This window comes from Streptomyces sp. SID13666, from assembly GCF_010548325.1.
Classification (GTDB): Bacteria; Actinomycetota; Actinomycetes; order Streptomycetales; family Streptomycetaceae; genus Actinacidiphila; species Actinacidiphila fildesensis.
Genome location: NZ_JAAGLX010000001.1, coordinates 627,988 through 643,168 on the forward strand (window position 1 = coordinate 627,988; position 15,181 = coordinate 643,168).

8 protein-coding genes are annotated in these 15,181 nt (G+C 68.5%); 1 reads left to right on the top strand and 7 read right to left on the bottom strand.

Features of this window, described 5'->3' with window-relative positions:
- The first annotated feature begins 22 nt into the window (after positions 1-22).
- Positions 23-229, top strand: coding sequence for a ferredoxin (locus G3I60_RS03090; protein ID WP_138352446.1), 207 nt, complete (start codon positions 23-25; stop codon positions 227-229).
- Positions 230-294: 65 nt separating this feature from the next.
- On the opposite strand, the gene G3I60_RS03095 is transcribed toward G3I60_RS03090, so the two are convergent.
- From G3I60_RS03095 to G3I60_RS03125, 7 genes are all read right to left on the bottom strand, one after another.
- A complete protein-coding gene (locus G3I60_RS03095; RefSeq protein ID WP_239069457.1) occupies positions 295-1,587 on the bottom strand; it encodes a cytochrome P450 in 1,293 nt (430 codons plus the stop codon).
- Positions 1,588-1,613: 26 nt separating this feature from the next.
- The gene (locus tag G3I60_RS03100; RefSeq protein ID WP_138352447.1) at positions 1,614-2,654 is read right to left on the bottom strand and encodes a methyltransferase; all 1,041 of its coding nucleotides are present in this window, start codon (positions 2,652-2,654) and stop codon (positions 1,614-1,616) included.
- Between the two features lie 64 nt (positions 2,655-2,718).
- The gene (kynU, locus tag G3I60_RS03105) at positions 2,719-3,981 is read right to left on the bottom strand and encodes a kynureninase (RefSeq protein WP_164292330.1); all 1,263 of its coding nucleotides are present in this window, start codon (positions 3,979-3,981) and stop codon (positions 2,719-2,721) included.
- A 98-nt stretch (positions 3,982-4,079) separates the two neighbouring features.
- Complete coding sequence (locus G3I60_RS03110; RefSeq protein ID WP_164292329.1) at positions 4,080-4,979, bottom strand: tryptophan 2,3-dioxygenase; 900 nt, start codon at positions 4,977-4,979, stop codon at positions 4,080-4,082.
- Positions 4,976-5,896: an alpha/beta hydrolase gene (locus G3I60_RS03115; RefSeq protein WP_164292328.1), complete on the bottom strand. Its 921-nt coding sequence runs from the start codon at positions 5,894-5,896 to the stop codon at positions 4,976-4,978. The genes G3I60_RS03110 and G3I60_RS03115 overlap by 4 nt, the downstream gene beginning before the upstream one ends.
- 39 nt (positions 5,897-5,935) lie before the next feature.
- Positions 5,936-6,556, bottom strand: coding sequence for a DUF6875 domain-containing protein (locus tag G3I60_RS03120; RefSeq protein ID WP_164292327.1), 621 nt, complete (start codon positions 6,554-6,556; stop codon positions 5,936-5,938).
- A gap of 69 nt (positions 6,557-6,625) precedes the next feature.
- Positions 6,626-14,971, bottom strand: coding sequence for a non-ribosomal peptide synthetase (locus G3I60_RS03125; RefSeq protein ID WP_275416281.1), 8,346 nt, complete (start codon positions 14,969-14,971; stop codon positions 6,626-6,628).
- Positions 14,972-15,181: the final 210 nt, after the last annotated feature.

A 15,181-nucleotide genomic window follows, 5' to 3' on the forward strand; every position in this document is an offset into this window, starting at 1 on the left:
CCACCACCGGAGAGTCACGCTCATGCTGATCGGCATTGACCACAATACGTGTATCGGCTCGGGGCAGTGCGTCCTGACGGCGCCTGACCTGTTCACCCAGGATGACGACGGGTACTCCCGGCTCGTACCCGGAGGTACTGAGGTAGCGACGCGGCGGCAGGCGGCGGAGGCCGCCCTGTCGTGTCCTGTACGGGCCATCGCCGTGGCGGACGAGCCGTCCGCCAACTGAGCGGGACAGCGGGGTGATGGGGTCGCCCGGCACCGGTCGGCCCCCTCACCCCGCGACCGGCCGGCTCAGGCCCGCAGCCGAAGGCGCAGCGAGTTCAGCCGCCAGCTGCCGGGGAGCAGCGCGCGGTCCCACCCCGCGTCACCGTCGGCCGGCGCCAGATGAGGGTAGTGCTCCAGCAGCTTGGCGAAGGCCGCCTCGCCCTCCTGCCGGGCCAGCGTGGCACCCAGGCAGTAGTGGATACCGTGACCGAACCCCACGTGGTTCTCGGCCTGTCCGTCCTGGTGGCGCGTGACGTCCAGCCGGTCCGGGTCCGGGTACTGGCGCGGGTCGAAGTTGGCGGACACCAGCACCAGTTGGACCGCGTCGCCACGAGCAATGCGCGTCCCGGAGATCTCCAGCTCCTCGGCGGCGTAGCGCAGCCGTGCCACCTGCACCGAACCGCACCAGCGCATCAGCTCGTGGACCGCGCGCGGAATCAGCGACGGGTCCTTGCGCAGTTGCTCCAGCTGGTCGCGGTGGGTGAGCAGTGCCGCGGTGCCGTTGCCGATCAGATGCGCGCTCGTCTCGTGCCCGGCCAGCACCAGGGTCACGATCATGGTGACCATCTCGATGTCGCTGAGCCGGCTGCCGTCGTCGTCCTGGGCCCGGATCAGCGCGCTCAGCAGATCGTCCCCCAGCGCGGCGCGGCGCTGCTCGATCAGTGCATGGCAGTAGTCGATCATGACCGGGAACGAGTGCTGCAGCCGTTCGGGCCGCATCGACACCAGATCGCCTCCCCACACCCGCCACCGTTCGAGATCGATCGTCGGGATGCCGACCAGCTCACAGATCACGGTGATCGACAGTGGATACGCGAAATGCTCCAGGAAGTCGACCGCACCGTCCTGTTCATGGTCCGGGAGCTCGGCGAGCAGCCGGTCGGCGATCCGCTCGATGTCCGGCCGCAGGTCGAGGATGCGGCGAGCCGCGAAAGCCCGGGTGACCAGGCGCCGCAGTCTGGGGTGGTCCGGCGGGTCGCTGTCCAGGATGGAGCCGAGCAGATAGGCCCGCAGATGTTCGGGGACGTTGAGCAGGTCCATCATGCTCTCGCGTGGATCCGTGCCGCCCTCGCCCGGAACGTGGGAGGGCGTGTTGACGAATCGGGGGTCGCGCAGCACGGCGCGGACGTCGTCGAAGCGGGTCACGAACCACACCGGGGTGCCGTCGACGAACCGGCCACGGACCACCGGGCTCTGCTCGCGCATCCGCCCGTACCCGCTGAACGGGTCCGCGAGCAGGTCCGGGTCCATCATGTGCGGGCCGACGGGGCACGTCGCGCCCCCGCCGGTCGACGAGGTGCCGTGGGTAGTGAGGGACATGGTCGGCTCCGGTTCTCGCTGGGGCGTCACTTGACCGCGCTGATCACGCCGTGCGGGGTCCACCGGCCGCCTGGGAGCCGCTCGGCCTTCGCGAATCCGGCCGCGGCGAACCACTCCTCGTACTGGCCCCAGCGATAGATGGTGCTGCTCGCGGCGGGCAGGGTCGCGAAGTAGACGTTGTCGAGCGCCGCGTACAGGGGTCCGTCGCCGCTGTCGTCGGACATGGCGTTGAACACCAGCACCCGTCCGCCGTCCGGCAGGGCCGCGTAGGCCTTGCCCAGCAGGCGCACGTTCTGCTCCGGCGACCAGATCACCAGCTGGTTGGCGAACAACACGCAGTCGTGCCCTGCGGGGTAGGCGTCGGCGAAGATGTCAGCCTCCCGCACGGAGATCCGGTCGCTCAGGCCGTGCTCGGCTACCTTGCGGCGGGCGATCTCCACGGTCCCCGGCAGGTCGAGGACGGTGAACTCGACCCCCGGATTCGCCTGCGCGAGGGCGATGGCGTTCACACCGTCGCCGCCGCCGACGTCGAGTACCCGGCGCACTCCGGTCAGGTCGGCCTTCTCGAGCAGGATGGGGTTCGACAGCCGGGACCAGGACCGCATGCAGCGGTAGAACAGCTGCTCCAGGTCCGGATCGGCCGACAGCCGGTGGTACAGGTCGGTGCCGGTTCCCTTGACCCGCCGCAGGCCGATGTTGGTATTGGCGCGCAGTGAGTCCGTGAAGTCGACTTCGGCGGGGCGCACGATCCGCTCCTCGTACTCGATGAGGTCCTCGATGATGTCCCACGTTCCGTCCGCGAACATGCCGCTCAGGACATCGGCGTTGCGGTAGAGGTCGTCCTGGCGGGTCGTCAGCTGCAGCGCGGTGGTGCCCAGGAGCAGGATCTGGGTCGGGCGGTCCGCCAGACCGAGCTCCTCCCCGATCTCCTGCGCCGTCAGCCCCGGCTTCTGGTGGAGGAGCGGGAACAGGCCCAGGTTGCGGCCGGCGTTGAGCATCTGGAAGGCCGACGAACCGAAGAGGATCTGGACCAGACCATCGGTGGTGAGCGGGGACGGGTCTGACATGGCTACTCCGTATCGGATGAGGTGGAGGGGTTCGGGGGCGAGGCGCTGGGCATCGACCGGGATGTCATGTCACTCGGGCCAGACCGGCAGGCCGGGACAGATAGGTCCGCCGTTCGGCGACCTCGCGGAGGCGGTCCATCGCGTCCCAGATCTCGGTGTACCGGGTGTAGAGCGGGGACGGTCCGAGCCGCAGCCGGTCCGGGGTCCGGTAGTCGCTGATGACCTTCGCGTCCGCAGCGAGCGTCTGGCAGATCCGCCAGGCGTCCGGGTGGTGCAGCGACACATGTGAACCGCGCTGCTCCGCCGCGGGAGGTGAGGCCGGTCCGAATCCCAGCGGGGTCAGCCAGGCAGCCGCCAGATCGGCGACCAGCTGGCTCAGGAGCAGGCCCTTGGCCCGGATCTGAGCCACACCGGCCTGCTCGACAAGGGTGAGACCCGGGTCGATTGCCGCCAGCGACAGCAGCGGTGGTGTGCTCACCAAGAACCGCTCGATGCCGGGTACGGGGTCGTAGGAGGGGCCCATCCGGAACTGATCCCGCTGTCCGAACCAGCCCCAGATCGGCTGCCGTAGCTGGGTCTGTACCTCACGTCGCACATAGAGGTAGGCGGGTGAGCCCGGTCCGCCGTTGAGGTACTTGTACGTGCAGCCGACGGCGAGCTCCGCGCCGGTCGCCGCCAGTTCCACGGGAACGGCTCCGGCCGCGTGCGACAGGTCCCACAGGACCCGGGTGCCGACCGAGCGGGCCAGCTCGTTCACCCTCGCCATGTCCAGCAGCGCGCCGCTGCGGTACGACACCAGCGAGAGCACCACCAGCGCGACGTCCTGGTCCAGGGCGGAGCGCAACCGGTCGAGGTCGATGCCGCCGTCGAGGTCGGAGGGGACCTGGTGCAGGCGCAGCCCGCGCTGCGCGGCCAGGCCCTGCAGGACGTACCGGTTGGTCGGGAAGTCCTCGGCGTCCATCAGGACGGTACCGCGCCCCGGCGCGGCCTCCAGCGCGGCGCCGGCCAGCTTGTACAGGTTGACCGACGTGGAGTCGGAGACCACCACCTCACCGGAGCGGGCCCCGAGCACGTGCTCGGCGAGACGGTCACCGAGCCGGCTGCCCCAGTCGATCCAGTCCTGCCAGGAACGCACCAGCCCCTCGCCCCAGCCCTGCTCCACCACCGCGCGCAGGTGGTCCGGGGTGGCCGTGGGCATTCTGCCCAGCGAGTTGCCGTCCAGATAGATCAGCTCCGGGTCGGCGATGACGAACCGCTCACGAAACGCGGCCAGGGGATCGGCCGCGTCCAGCTCCTCGGCCGCCGCGCGAGGGATGCCGCCTTCCATTGCTGCTCCTTGTCTGTCGTGTGGCTGGGCAGGTCGTGTCCTGCGGGATCCTTCGCTGTGCCGCTCGCGGGTGCCGAACGCCTGATGCCGCGCGTCGGTCAGAGCGTCGAGCGCACCGCCCACAGTTCCGGGAAGAAGCGGTGCTCGCTGATCCGGGCCAGCCAGGACACGCCGTCGGTGCCGCCGGTGCCCGGTTTGGCGCCCAGCATCCGTTGCACGGTCACCAGGTGGGTGTAGCGCCAGCGGGCGAACTGGTCAGCGGTGTCCATGAGTGCCTCGGCGAGCAGATGCAGGTCACGGTGACGGATCGGATCCTGGTACACCGCCCGCCAGGCCGCCTCGACCTCCTCGCCGGCCCGATACGGCTGCGCGGCGTCACGGGCCGGGACGTCGTCCCCAGCCAGCAGCCCACGGCGGGCCAGCAGCGCGAGCGCCTCGTCGTACAGACTCGGCTCGTGCAGTTGATTCAGCACCTCGTGGTAGGTGACCGAGCCGCGGTGCGGCTCCACCATCCCCGGGTTCTTGTTGCCGAGCAGGAACTCCAACCGCCGGTAGCCGGCCGACTGGAAACCGGACGCGGAACCGAGGACGTCCCGGAACTCGGCGAACTCCACGGGCGACAGTACGGAGAACGTCTCCCAGGACACCAGAAGGACCTGCTGCACCCGGGCCGACCGGCGCAGTGTCCACAGCGCGTCGTCGAGCTGGTCCTTGCGCAACTGGTCACGCGACGTGCTGAATTCTGTGTGCAGCAGCTTGAACAGCAGCTCCTTGACCTGGCTCATGATGATGAAGCCCGGCTCGGTGTCCGCCGTGCTGAGCGGATGCTGCAGCGCAAGCAACGCATCCATCTGCGCGTAGTGCGCGTATGCGGTGCTGCCCGGAGGTGACGCGTCCGACGGCTGAACCGTCGGCGCGGCCACCGTGGCGTCCTCCGGGTGCGCTGGTGCGCCGCCGGTGAACGGGCACCCGGTGCCGGCGCTCTGCTCGGCGGTCATGTCGTGCTCCCTTCCAGTCCCATCTGCGCGAGGACGGCGCTCCCGAGCCGTGACGTGCGGACCCCCAGGTCGTAGGGAAGGTCGAAGTGATTGCGCCGGTCCGCGACGACCTCCCTCACCGCTGTCCGGGGCCGCAGCGCCCCCACCATCCGTTCGTGCTGCCGGATGTACTCCTCGGTCTCGTTGCCGCCGCGGGCGACCACGACCTTGGCCGGCCGCGGCGGCAGCAGAAGCAGCGGGCTGTTGCGCAGCGCCGCGGCCTCGTCCAGGCGCAGCGCCTCATTGACGTAGGACAGCCGGACCGGTTCGAGGTCGTAGATGCCGCTCAGCAGGACCGCTCCGGCGATCCGGCCGGACACGTCCGGGCCGTCGAACGGATCAGGCAGCAGCGCCATCGCGGCCAGCTGGGCGCCGGCCGAGGTCCCGCACAGGTGGAGGCGGTCCGGGGCGAATCCGAGTCCGTCCGCGTGCCGCAGCAGCCAGTCCACGCTGCGGCGCACCATCCCCGCCATCGTGTCGAGCCCGACATCAGGCGCCAGCCCGTACTCGACCACGGCGACCGCCGCGCCCGCCGCGAGCAGTGGCGGTGCCGGGAAGGCCGAATCGGCCCGGCCGAGCGCCTGCCAGTTCCCGCCGTGCACGAAGACCAGCAGGGGCGGGCGTCCCGTACCCGTACCCGAACCCGTACTTGTACTCGTGCTCGTGCTCGTGCTCGTGCCGGGAAAGTAGTCGAGCGTCTCGGCGGGATGCGGTCCGTAGGCGAGACCGGTGAGCACTGGATGGTCGTGGCGGGCAGCTTCGCTCAGCCGCCGGTACTCGTCCAGATAGGCCGGCAGACTGCGCACGCGGGAGCTCGGCGAGTACTGCCGGTCCAGCGTGGCCCGATTCATGCCCCGGTACACGACGACGCCGGTCATCGCCGCCACCCCGTCAGCTGTGATGCGTTGCCCATCCGCTCAGCCCCGCAGACCGTGGACGGCGCAGGCGTGCTCGTACACCTTGGTCAAGAGCGGGTCGACGCCGTGTGCCGAATTCCGGTAGCGGATCCCGAAACGGCGTGCATACTCCTCGAACCAGTCTCTGCGATCGGCCAGGAACAGCACGTCGTGGATGGCCATCGAGCGGATCGCCACCATCGGCACCGGGGCCCAACTGACCTCGAATGCCGGGTTGCGGGCCGCCTTCTCACGGCACTTCTCGTGGAACTGCCCGAGCATCAGCCCGCGGCGCACGCTCTCGGGCTTCAGCGCGCTGTGCGCGGCGTCCAGCAGGTGCAGGTGCTCGGGCGGCAGGTCCGGCAGTACGAGGAGGAGTGAGCGAAGGTTCGGATTGCCCGCCTTCCAGCCGACCTCGCTGAACTCGTCGAGACCGCAGCGGACGATCTCGTCGATGAGCGCCTGGCTCGGGGTGAGTCCGACGAGTCTGACTCTGATCTCCAGTGCGTCGGCGTCCTGGGCCGGGGCGACGAACGGGCACACCGGACCGGATCGCCCGAGTTCGCTGTGCGGTTGACGGATGTAGCCGCTGAGCCAGCCCTCAACGGCCTCCAACGTTTTGTCCAGGTCGACAGAGAGCACGTCGGTCAACATCGATATCAGTCCTCGCAGACAGTGAGTGGAAGGAACCTCAAGTGCGGCCGGCGGGTGTCACTCGTCACCGGCGATGTCGTGGAGCTTGGCCGACAGGATCTGACCGATCTGGGCCAGCGTGCCCGGGCGGGTGAGCATGGTTCCATGGTCACCGGACACCACATGGGCCTCGACCGTGCCGCGGATGTGGGGCTGCCAGGCCTCGGCGGTGACGGGCGGGTCCTGCTGTTCCGAGCAGGCGATCAGCACCAGGTCGCCATCGATCGGTCCAGGCTGGTAATCGACGGTCAGGTGCGTGTTGTTCGCCGATATCTCGGTGATCGTCGCAAGCCGGTCCTCCTCCAGATTTGCCAGGACGCTTCCCTGGCGGCGCAGGATCTCCCGCGCCGTGGCGAAGGTCATCTCCTCGCCGCTGTCGCGATGGCTGCCGTCGTCGACCAGGCCGACGTGGTACAGGAGCATCACCCGGTCGTCGGGGGCAGGAACGTCGGCATGCGTCAGCCCTTGCCAGTTCGGGATGACATCGAGCACGGCGACCAGCGCCACCCGCTCACCGCGCCGCTGGAACTCAGCGGCCACCGCGTGGGCGCACAGCCCGCCGAACGACCAGCCGGCCAGATGGTACGGACCGTGCGGCTGCACCGACTGGATCTGGTCGGCGTAATCCACCGCCATCTCCTCGATGCTGTCCGGCCGGGGCTCCGGGCGGGCCAGGCTGCGCGCCTGGATGCCGTAGAGCGGGTACTGCGGGTCGAGGTGCTTGATCAGAGCGCTGTAGGACCAGCTGATACCGCCCCCGGGGTGGATGCAGAACAACGGCGGCCGGCTGCCCCGGGTGCGCAGCGGCAGCACCACCTCGTACGAGCCGTCCGGATCGTCCACATCCAGCCGTGCCGCGATCTTCCCCGGGGTGGGCGCCTCGAACAGGCTCCGCAGCCCCAGCTCGACGCCGAACGCGCTGCGCAGTCGGGCGATCAGCCGAGTGGCCAGTAGTGAGTGTCCACCCAGCTCGAAGAAGTCCTCGTCCACGCCGACCACACTTCGGCCGAGGGTCTCCGCGAACAGCTCGCAGACGACCTGCTCCTGCGGAGTGCCGGGAGCGCGGCCGATGTCGGCGCGCTCGGGGTCGAGGGCCACCAGGGCGGCGCGGTCGAGCTTGCCGTTGGCGGTCAGTGGCAGGCGATCGAGAGGGACGATGGCGGCGGGCTGCATGTAGTCGGGGAGGTGTTGGCGGGTGTGTTCGCGGAGGGCGGTGAGGAGGGCGGCGGTGCCGCGGTGAGTGGCCGGGTTGATGACCCAGGTGGACAGGGGGGTGCCGGCGTCGGCGCCACCCGCCGGTGCGTAGGTGCCGATGGGAGCGGCGTCGCCCAGTACTCGGCGGTTGACGTACGTGATCTCGACGGCGCCGGCGTCGTGGCTGCTCCACGTGATCGCGGTCCAGTATCCCAGTTCCTCGCCGAGGTGGTGGAACGCCTCCAGGTCGACGTTCGCCGTATGCGGGGCGGCCGGAGGTGCGCCGGCCTCCAGGGCCTTCTGGACGGCGAGATCGTCGGCGATGCGAGTGTTGGGGACGCTCGTCACCCGGAGCTGCTCGGGCCGCTCGTTGCGCAGCCGCTCAGCGAGGGTGTCGATGTCCTGGTCCCAGGGTTGGTGGGGGGTGTGGGTGAGGGGGTGGGGGGTGATGCCGGTTTTGTAGAGGGTGGCGTCGTAGCGGTAGCGGGTGAGTTCGTTGTGTGCGGTGCCGCGTTTGAGTTGGATGTCGGTGCCGGCGATGTCGGGGATGTGGTGGGTGAGGGCGGTGAAGTATTCGGGGTCGATGAGGAGTTCTTTGCCGAGGACGAGGCTCTGTTCGACGGCGCGGCGGATGGCGGCGGTGTCGGCGTCGTCGGCGCGGGCGGCCTGGACCGCGGTGGTGAAGGTGCGCAGCAGGCGGGGGTTGCGGACGTCACCCACGAACAGGGCTCCGCCGGGAGCGAGCAGGCGTACGGCCTGCTCGATGACCTGCCGGAGGTATTCGGCGTTGGGGAAGTACTGGACAACGGAGTTCAGGATGACCGTGTCGAAGTGACCCTGCGGGAGTCCGTCGTGCTCGTGCGCTGCCTGGGCGCGCAGGGTGACGCGCCCGGCGAGCTCGGGATCGGCATCGACGTGGCACCGCATCGCCTCGATGACGGTCGGGGAGAGATCCGTCGCCCAGTACTCGCTGCACTCGGGCGCCAGTTTCGCCAGCAGCAGGCCGGTACCGACGCCGATCTCGAGGACCCGGCCGGGCTTGAGCGCCCTGACCCGCTCGACGGTCGCCTCACGCCATTCCCGCATCTCCGACAACGGAATCGCGCTGTCGTCGTAGCTGCTGTTCCAGCCGGAGAAGTCCTCACCGAACTCAGCACCGGACCCGGTGTACAGCGAGTCGTAGAGCTCCTGCCACTCGCCGATCTGAGCCCGCTCATCCTCGTCGCTCGTCGGGACGGAACGGTCGGCTGCTACATAGGCGACCAGATGAGCGTCACCTGGTTGGTTTTCGTGGGTGATGACGGCGGCTTGGGTGATGTCGGGGTGGTCGGTGAGGATTTTTTCGATTTCGCCGGGTTCGATGCGGAAGCCGCGGATTTTGATTTGGTGGTCGGCGCGGCCGGTGTATTCGAGGTTGCCGTCGGGGTTCCAGTGGGCGAGGTCGCCGGTGCGGTACATGCGTGTGCCGGGTTGTGGGTTGTGGGGGTCGGCGGTGAAGCGTTCTGCGGTGAGTGCGGTTTGGTTGAGGTAGCCGTGGGCGAGGCCGGTGCCGGCGATGTAGAGCTCGCCGGTGACGCCGGGTGGGACGGGTTGGAGGTGGTTGTCGAGGATGTATACGCGGGTGTTGGCCATGGGGCGGCCGATGGGCACGGTGGCGTTGCCCGTGTAGGGGGTGGGGATGGGGTAGCAGGTGGCGAAGGTGGTGGTTTCGGTGGGTCCGTAGCCGTCGGTGACGGTGGTGGTGGGGCAGGCTTGTTGGAGGCGTTGGACGGATGCTCCGGATACGGCTTCGCCGCCGGTCCAGATCTGCTGCACCCCGGTGAGGGTTTCGGGGTGGTGTTCGGTCATGACGTTGAACAGGGAGCTGGTGAGCCAGGCTGCGGTGACGTGGTGGTCGGTGATGGTTTTCTGGAGCAGGGGGATGTCGAGGTCTCCGGCGGGGGCGATGACGATGGCGCCGCCGTTGAGGAGTGGGACCCAGATTTCGTAGGTGGAGGCGTCGAAGGCGGAGGGTGAGTGGTGCAGAACCCGCTGGTGCGCGTGGGGATCGAAGCGGGGGTCGAGGGCGAGTGAGGTGACGTTGCGGTGGGAGACGACGACGCCTTTGGGGGTGCCGGTGGAGCCGGAGGTGTACATCACGTACGCGGCGGCGTCCGGCTGAACCGTGACATCGGGTGCGTGGTGGCTGTCGCCGTCGAACCGGGCCGCGTCGGTTTCGGTGATGAGGAGGTGAGGTGTTGCGGTAGGGAGTGCGGTTTGTGAGGTGGTGTCGGTGAGGACGAGTGCGGTGTCGGTCTGCTCGAGGATGTGGTGGATGCGTTCACTCGGATAGCGGGCGTCGAGGGGGACGTAGACGGCGCCGGTCTTCATCAGGGCCAGGAGCGTCGTGATGGTCTCGGGTGAGCGTTGCAGGAGAACGGCGACGGCATCGCCGGGGCGGATTCCGCGGGCGATGAGATGGTGCGCGAGGTGGTTGGCGCGAGTGTTCAGCTCCGCGTACGAAAGCGTGGTGTGGGCGGTGATGAGGGCGGGGGCGTCCGGGGTTTTCGTCACTTGCCGGGTGAACAGGTCAGCCAGGGAGGCCTCGGGCAGGGACAGTGCGGTGTCCTGCCAGGTGTGGTGGAGCTGGTGGCGTTCGGCGGGGGTGAGAACGTCGATGGTGCTGAGCGGCTGATCGGGGTGGATGGTCGCAGCGTCGAGGAGCTGGATCCAGCGGTCGAACAGATCATGGACCGTAGGTGCGTCGTAGATATCGCTCGAGTACTCGACGGCACCGTCGATGCCCTGAGGCTCGCCGTTGGGACCGCGTTGCTCGGCAAGACTGAAGAACAAGTCGAACTTTGCCGTCCCCGTCCTACCCAGCTCGACACCGGCACGCGCTCCGGGAAGCTCCAACGCACTCACGGGTGCGTTTTGGAGGGCGAGCATGATTTGGAAGAGGGGGTGGTGGGCGAGGGTGCGGGTGGGGTTGAGGATTTCGACGAGGTATTCGAAGGGAACGTCTTGGTGGGCGTAGGCGGCGAGTGAGGTTTCGCGGACCTGGTTGAGGAGTTGGGTGAAGGTGGGGTCGCCGGTGGTGTCGGTGCGCAGGACGAGGGTGTTGACGAAGAATCCGATGAGGTGGTCGAGGTTCTGGTCGGTGCGGCCGGCGATGGGGCTGCCGAGGGGGATGTCGTGGCCCGCGCCGAGGCGGGTCAGCAGGGAGGCGAGGCCTGCTTGGAGGACCATGAACAGACTGGTCCCGGTGGACCGGGCGAGGTTGGCGAGACGCTGGTGGAGTTCGGGGTTGATGGCGACGGTGACGTAGTCGCCGCGGTAGGTCATCACGGCCGGACGGGGCCGGTCGGTGGGGATGCTCAGCTGGTCGGGAAGGTCGGCCAGAGCGTTCGTCCAGTAGTCGATTTGGGTGGCGAAGAGGCTGTCGGGGTCGTTCTGGTCGCCCAGTAGTTCGTTCTGCCACAGGGTGTAGTCCGCGTACTGCACCGGCAGTGGAACCCAGTTCGGGACTTCTCCTTGGGTGCGGGCGGTGTAGGCGTGCGTGAGGTCGGAGGCGAGGGGTCCGAGAGACCAGCCGTCGCCCGCGATGTGGTGGACCACCAGCAGCAGGACATGCTCCTGGGAGGAGAGCTCGAAGAGGTCGGCTCGCAGCGGAGGTTCCACGGTCAGGTCGAACGCATGCCGAGCTCCCCGGCGCAGCACATCATCCAGTTCGGACTCAGTGGTTTCGGTGATGGGCAGGTCCATGGTCGCTATGTCGAGCACTCGTTGATACGGAGTGCCGTCGACCTCGGGCAGGATCGTGCGCAGGCTTTCGTGCCGTGCGACGAGGTAACCGAGCGCGGCGCGCAGCGCATGCCGGTCCAACTGGCCGGTGAACCGCAGCACGAGGGGAATGTTGTAGGTGGCGCTGGGCCCCTCCATCTGGTGGAGGAACCACAACCTGCGCTGAGCGAACGACAGCGGCATGACCTCAGGCCGCTCCCGCACGGTGAGCGCCAGTCGTCCAGGTGCAGCGGTGTCGAGCAGGGCCGCCACCGCGGCCGGCGTCGGGCCCTCGAAGAGCGTTCGTAGACCGACCTCGACGCCGAAGACCGATCGGATCTGCGCGATGAGGCGGGTGGCGAGCAGTGAGTGCCCGCCCAGATCGAAGAAATTGTCGTCGACCCCGGCCCGAGGCAGCCCCAGTACCTGCGCGAACAGGTCGCAGACGATCTGCTCCTGCGGAGTGCGTGCCTCCCGGCCCGACCCGACCGACGCGAAGTCCGGCGCCGGCAGAGCGGCTCGGTCGAGCTTGCCATTAGTGGTCAATGGCAGACGATCGAGCAGGATCACGGCCGAGGGGACCATGTGCTCCGGCAGGTTCTCCTGCGCGAAATCCCGTACCTGCTGGGGTAGAAGAGCATCCCGTGCCACCACGTACGCCACCAGACGGGAGTCACCCGGCCGCTCCTCGTACACGATCGCGGTCGTCTGAGCCACCGACGGATGAGCGGACAACGCCGCCTCGACGTCACCGAGTTCGATGCGGAAGCCGCGGATCTTGACCTGGTGGTCGGCGCGGCCGATGAATTCCAGCTCACCGTCGCCGTTCCAGCGCACGAGGTCGCCCGTGCGGTACATCCGTCCGCCGGGCTCCAGGCTGAACGGGTCGGCGACGAACCGCTCAGCTGTCAGGGCGGAACGGCCGAGGTAGCCGCGGGCCACACCGGCGCCCGCGATGTACAACTCACCCACCGCACCAGGCGCCACCAACTGCAAACCGCCGTCCAGCACATAGGTGCGCAGGTCGGGAATGCCGACGCCGATCACGCTCGCAGCCTCGTTGCTCACCCGATCACGGGTCAGCGGCTGATAGGTCACGTGCACCGTGGTCTCGGTGATGCCATACATGTTGACCAGCACCGGTGCATCGTCGGGATGCCGCAGGTACCAGTCGGCCAGGCGGGAGGGCTGCAGCGCCTCGCCGCCGAACACCACAACGCGCAAACTGAGCTGCCGGGCCGGCCGGGACGTGTCGGCATCGGCCTGCACCAACTGGTAGAAGGCCGACGGTGTCTGGTTGAGAACGGTGACACCCTGCTCGGCGAGCAGGTCCAGAAACGCCCCCGGTGTTCGGCTCACCTCGAAGGGCACCACGACCAGTCGGCCGCCGTGCAGCAGCGGCCCCCAGAGCTCCCAGACGGAGAAGTCGAAGGCGTACGAGTGGAACAGCGTCCAGACGTCGTCGGCGCCGAAGCCGAACCACTGGCGGGTGGCGTCGAACAGCCTGACCACGTTCCGGTGAGTGTTGACGACGCCTTTGGGGCGGCCGGTGGAGCCGGAGGTGTAGATGATGTAGGCGGGGTGGTGGGGGTTGAGGGGGGTGGTGCGTTCGTGGTCGGTGGGGTTGTGGGTGGGTTGGTGGGTGAGGTCTGTTGCGAGGGTGGGGTGGTCGAGGTGGAGGGTTGGGGTGGTGTGGTGGGGGAGGTTGGTCTGGGTTGTGGTGGTCAGGGTGAGGGTGGGTTGGGCGTCGGTGAGCATGTGGTTGAGGCGTGGGGTGGGGTATTGGGGGTCGAGGGGGAGGTAGGCGGCGCCGGTTTTGAGGACGGCGAGGATGGCGGTGACGAGGTCGGTGGAGCGGGGCAGGGCGAGGGCGACGTTGTGTTCGGGGCCGATGCCGTGGGTGATGAGGAGGTGAGCCAAGCGATTGGCTCGGGTGTTGAGTTCGGCGTAGGTCAGGGCGGTGTCGTCGCACGTCACGGCTACCGCGTCCGGTGCACGCTCGGCCTGCGCCTCGAACAACCCCGGCAGCGTGGTCTCTGCAACCGGCGGAGCATCCGCGGCCATACCCAGCAGGGCGGTGCGGTCCTCGTCGGTGAGCAGGTCGATCCGGCCTACGGGTTGGGTGGGATCGGCCGTGGTCACGGCCCGTAACACGGTGAGCAGGCGCTGATGATGAGCGGCCAGCTCGCCGTCCGAGCAGATCTCAGGGTGGGCATTGACATCGACCTTGAGGCCGGTCCCGTCGCGCCGGTCCCACACGGCGACCGTGAAGTCGCCCACCAGGCCCGAGGAAAGGTTGTGCGCGGTGGTCGGCAGACCGGCGAAGTCGAGCACGTAGTCGAACGACATCACGTTGACGACCGGTGCGTACCACGTTCCCAGACTGCCCGGCAGGTCCAGGTCCCGTTGCAGGTCCTCGGCCCGGTACCGCTGGTGCCTGCCCAGCTCGACCACTCGGTCCGCGATCTGCCCGAGGAGGTCACCGAGCGACAGATCCGGTCGGAACGAGAGCCGCAGCGGAAGGACGTTGGAGGCCATGCCGGGAGTACGGCGCTGGAGCTGGTCCAGACGCCCGGTCACCGGCAGGCCGAGCACGACGCACGATGAGCCGGTCATCCGATGGAGATAGACGGCTGTTGCCGCGATGACCAGGTGTGACCAAGGGGCCCGGGCGTGCCGCGCCGCTGCGCGTAAGTCGTTCAGCTCCACGGCCCCCAGGCCGGCTGTCCGCCGAAGGTAGTGCTCCGGGGTGGTCGACGGCCGGTCGACGAACCCGGTCGGTTCGGGGCGGTCGGCGAATTGCTCGGTCCAGTACTCCCGGTCGAGGGAGAATTGTTGGGAATCGCGGTACTTCTCATCGGCGGCCAGCAGCTCGTGCAACGGGCTGAAGGGGCTCGGTTTCACCGGGTGGTCCTGGACAAGGGCGGTGTAGACCTCGGCGACCCGGCGGGTGATCAGGAGTGCTCCGAAGGCGTCCATCACGGCGTGGTGGTAGCCCTGGTACCAGTAGAAGCGGTCGGGGCCCAGACGGAGCAGCGCGTACTCGAAGAGCCGGTCGCCGGCGAGGTCCATCGGCCGGGCCACCGCGGCCTCCAGCCAGGCGTGGGCGGCTCGTTCGGGGTCGGGTTCGGCGCTGAGGTCGATCATCGCGGGCGACCAGTCACCGAGTCCGTGGAGGACCTGTCGGCCGTCGCCGCGCTCTTCCACAAAACGGACGTGCAGCGCCTCCGTCTCGGAGACAACCCGCAGGAGGGCTTGCTCGAAGAGCACCGGATCCACTCGTCCGTGGATTTCCAGATAGTCGCCCACCCGGAAAACCCGGTTGGCTCCCGCCAACCGCTGTTCGGCCATCCATATCTCGCGTTGCGCGGCCGTGAGCGGCAGTGTGGCGCCAGCACTGATGGACAAGTCCCCACCTCCGGAATATCCCCCGTGCGGACATTGCCTGGGGGAGAAAGGTAAAAGAAATCCTGACAGCCGCGAAGACAATGAGAAAGCGCGACCGGACATCGGAGAATGCGCGACCGTCTGACCATCGGAACGGTGGGTCGCCTCGTACGCCGGAACCGGCGCAACTGCCCTGAACCAAAATCCCTAGAAACCTAACCCGAGGCCACT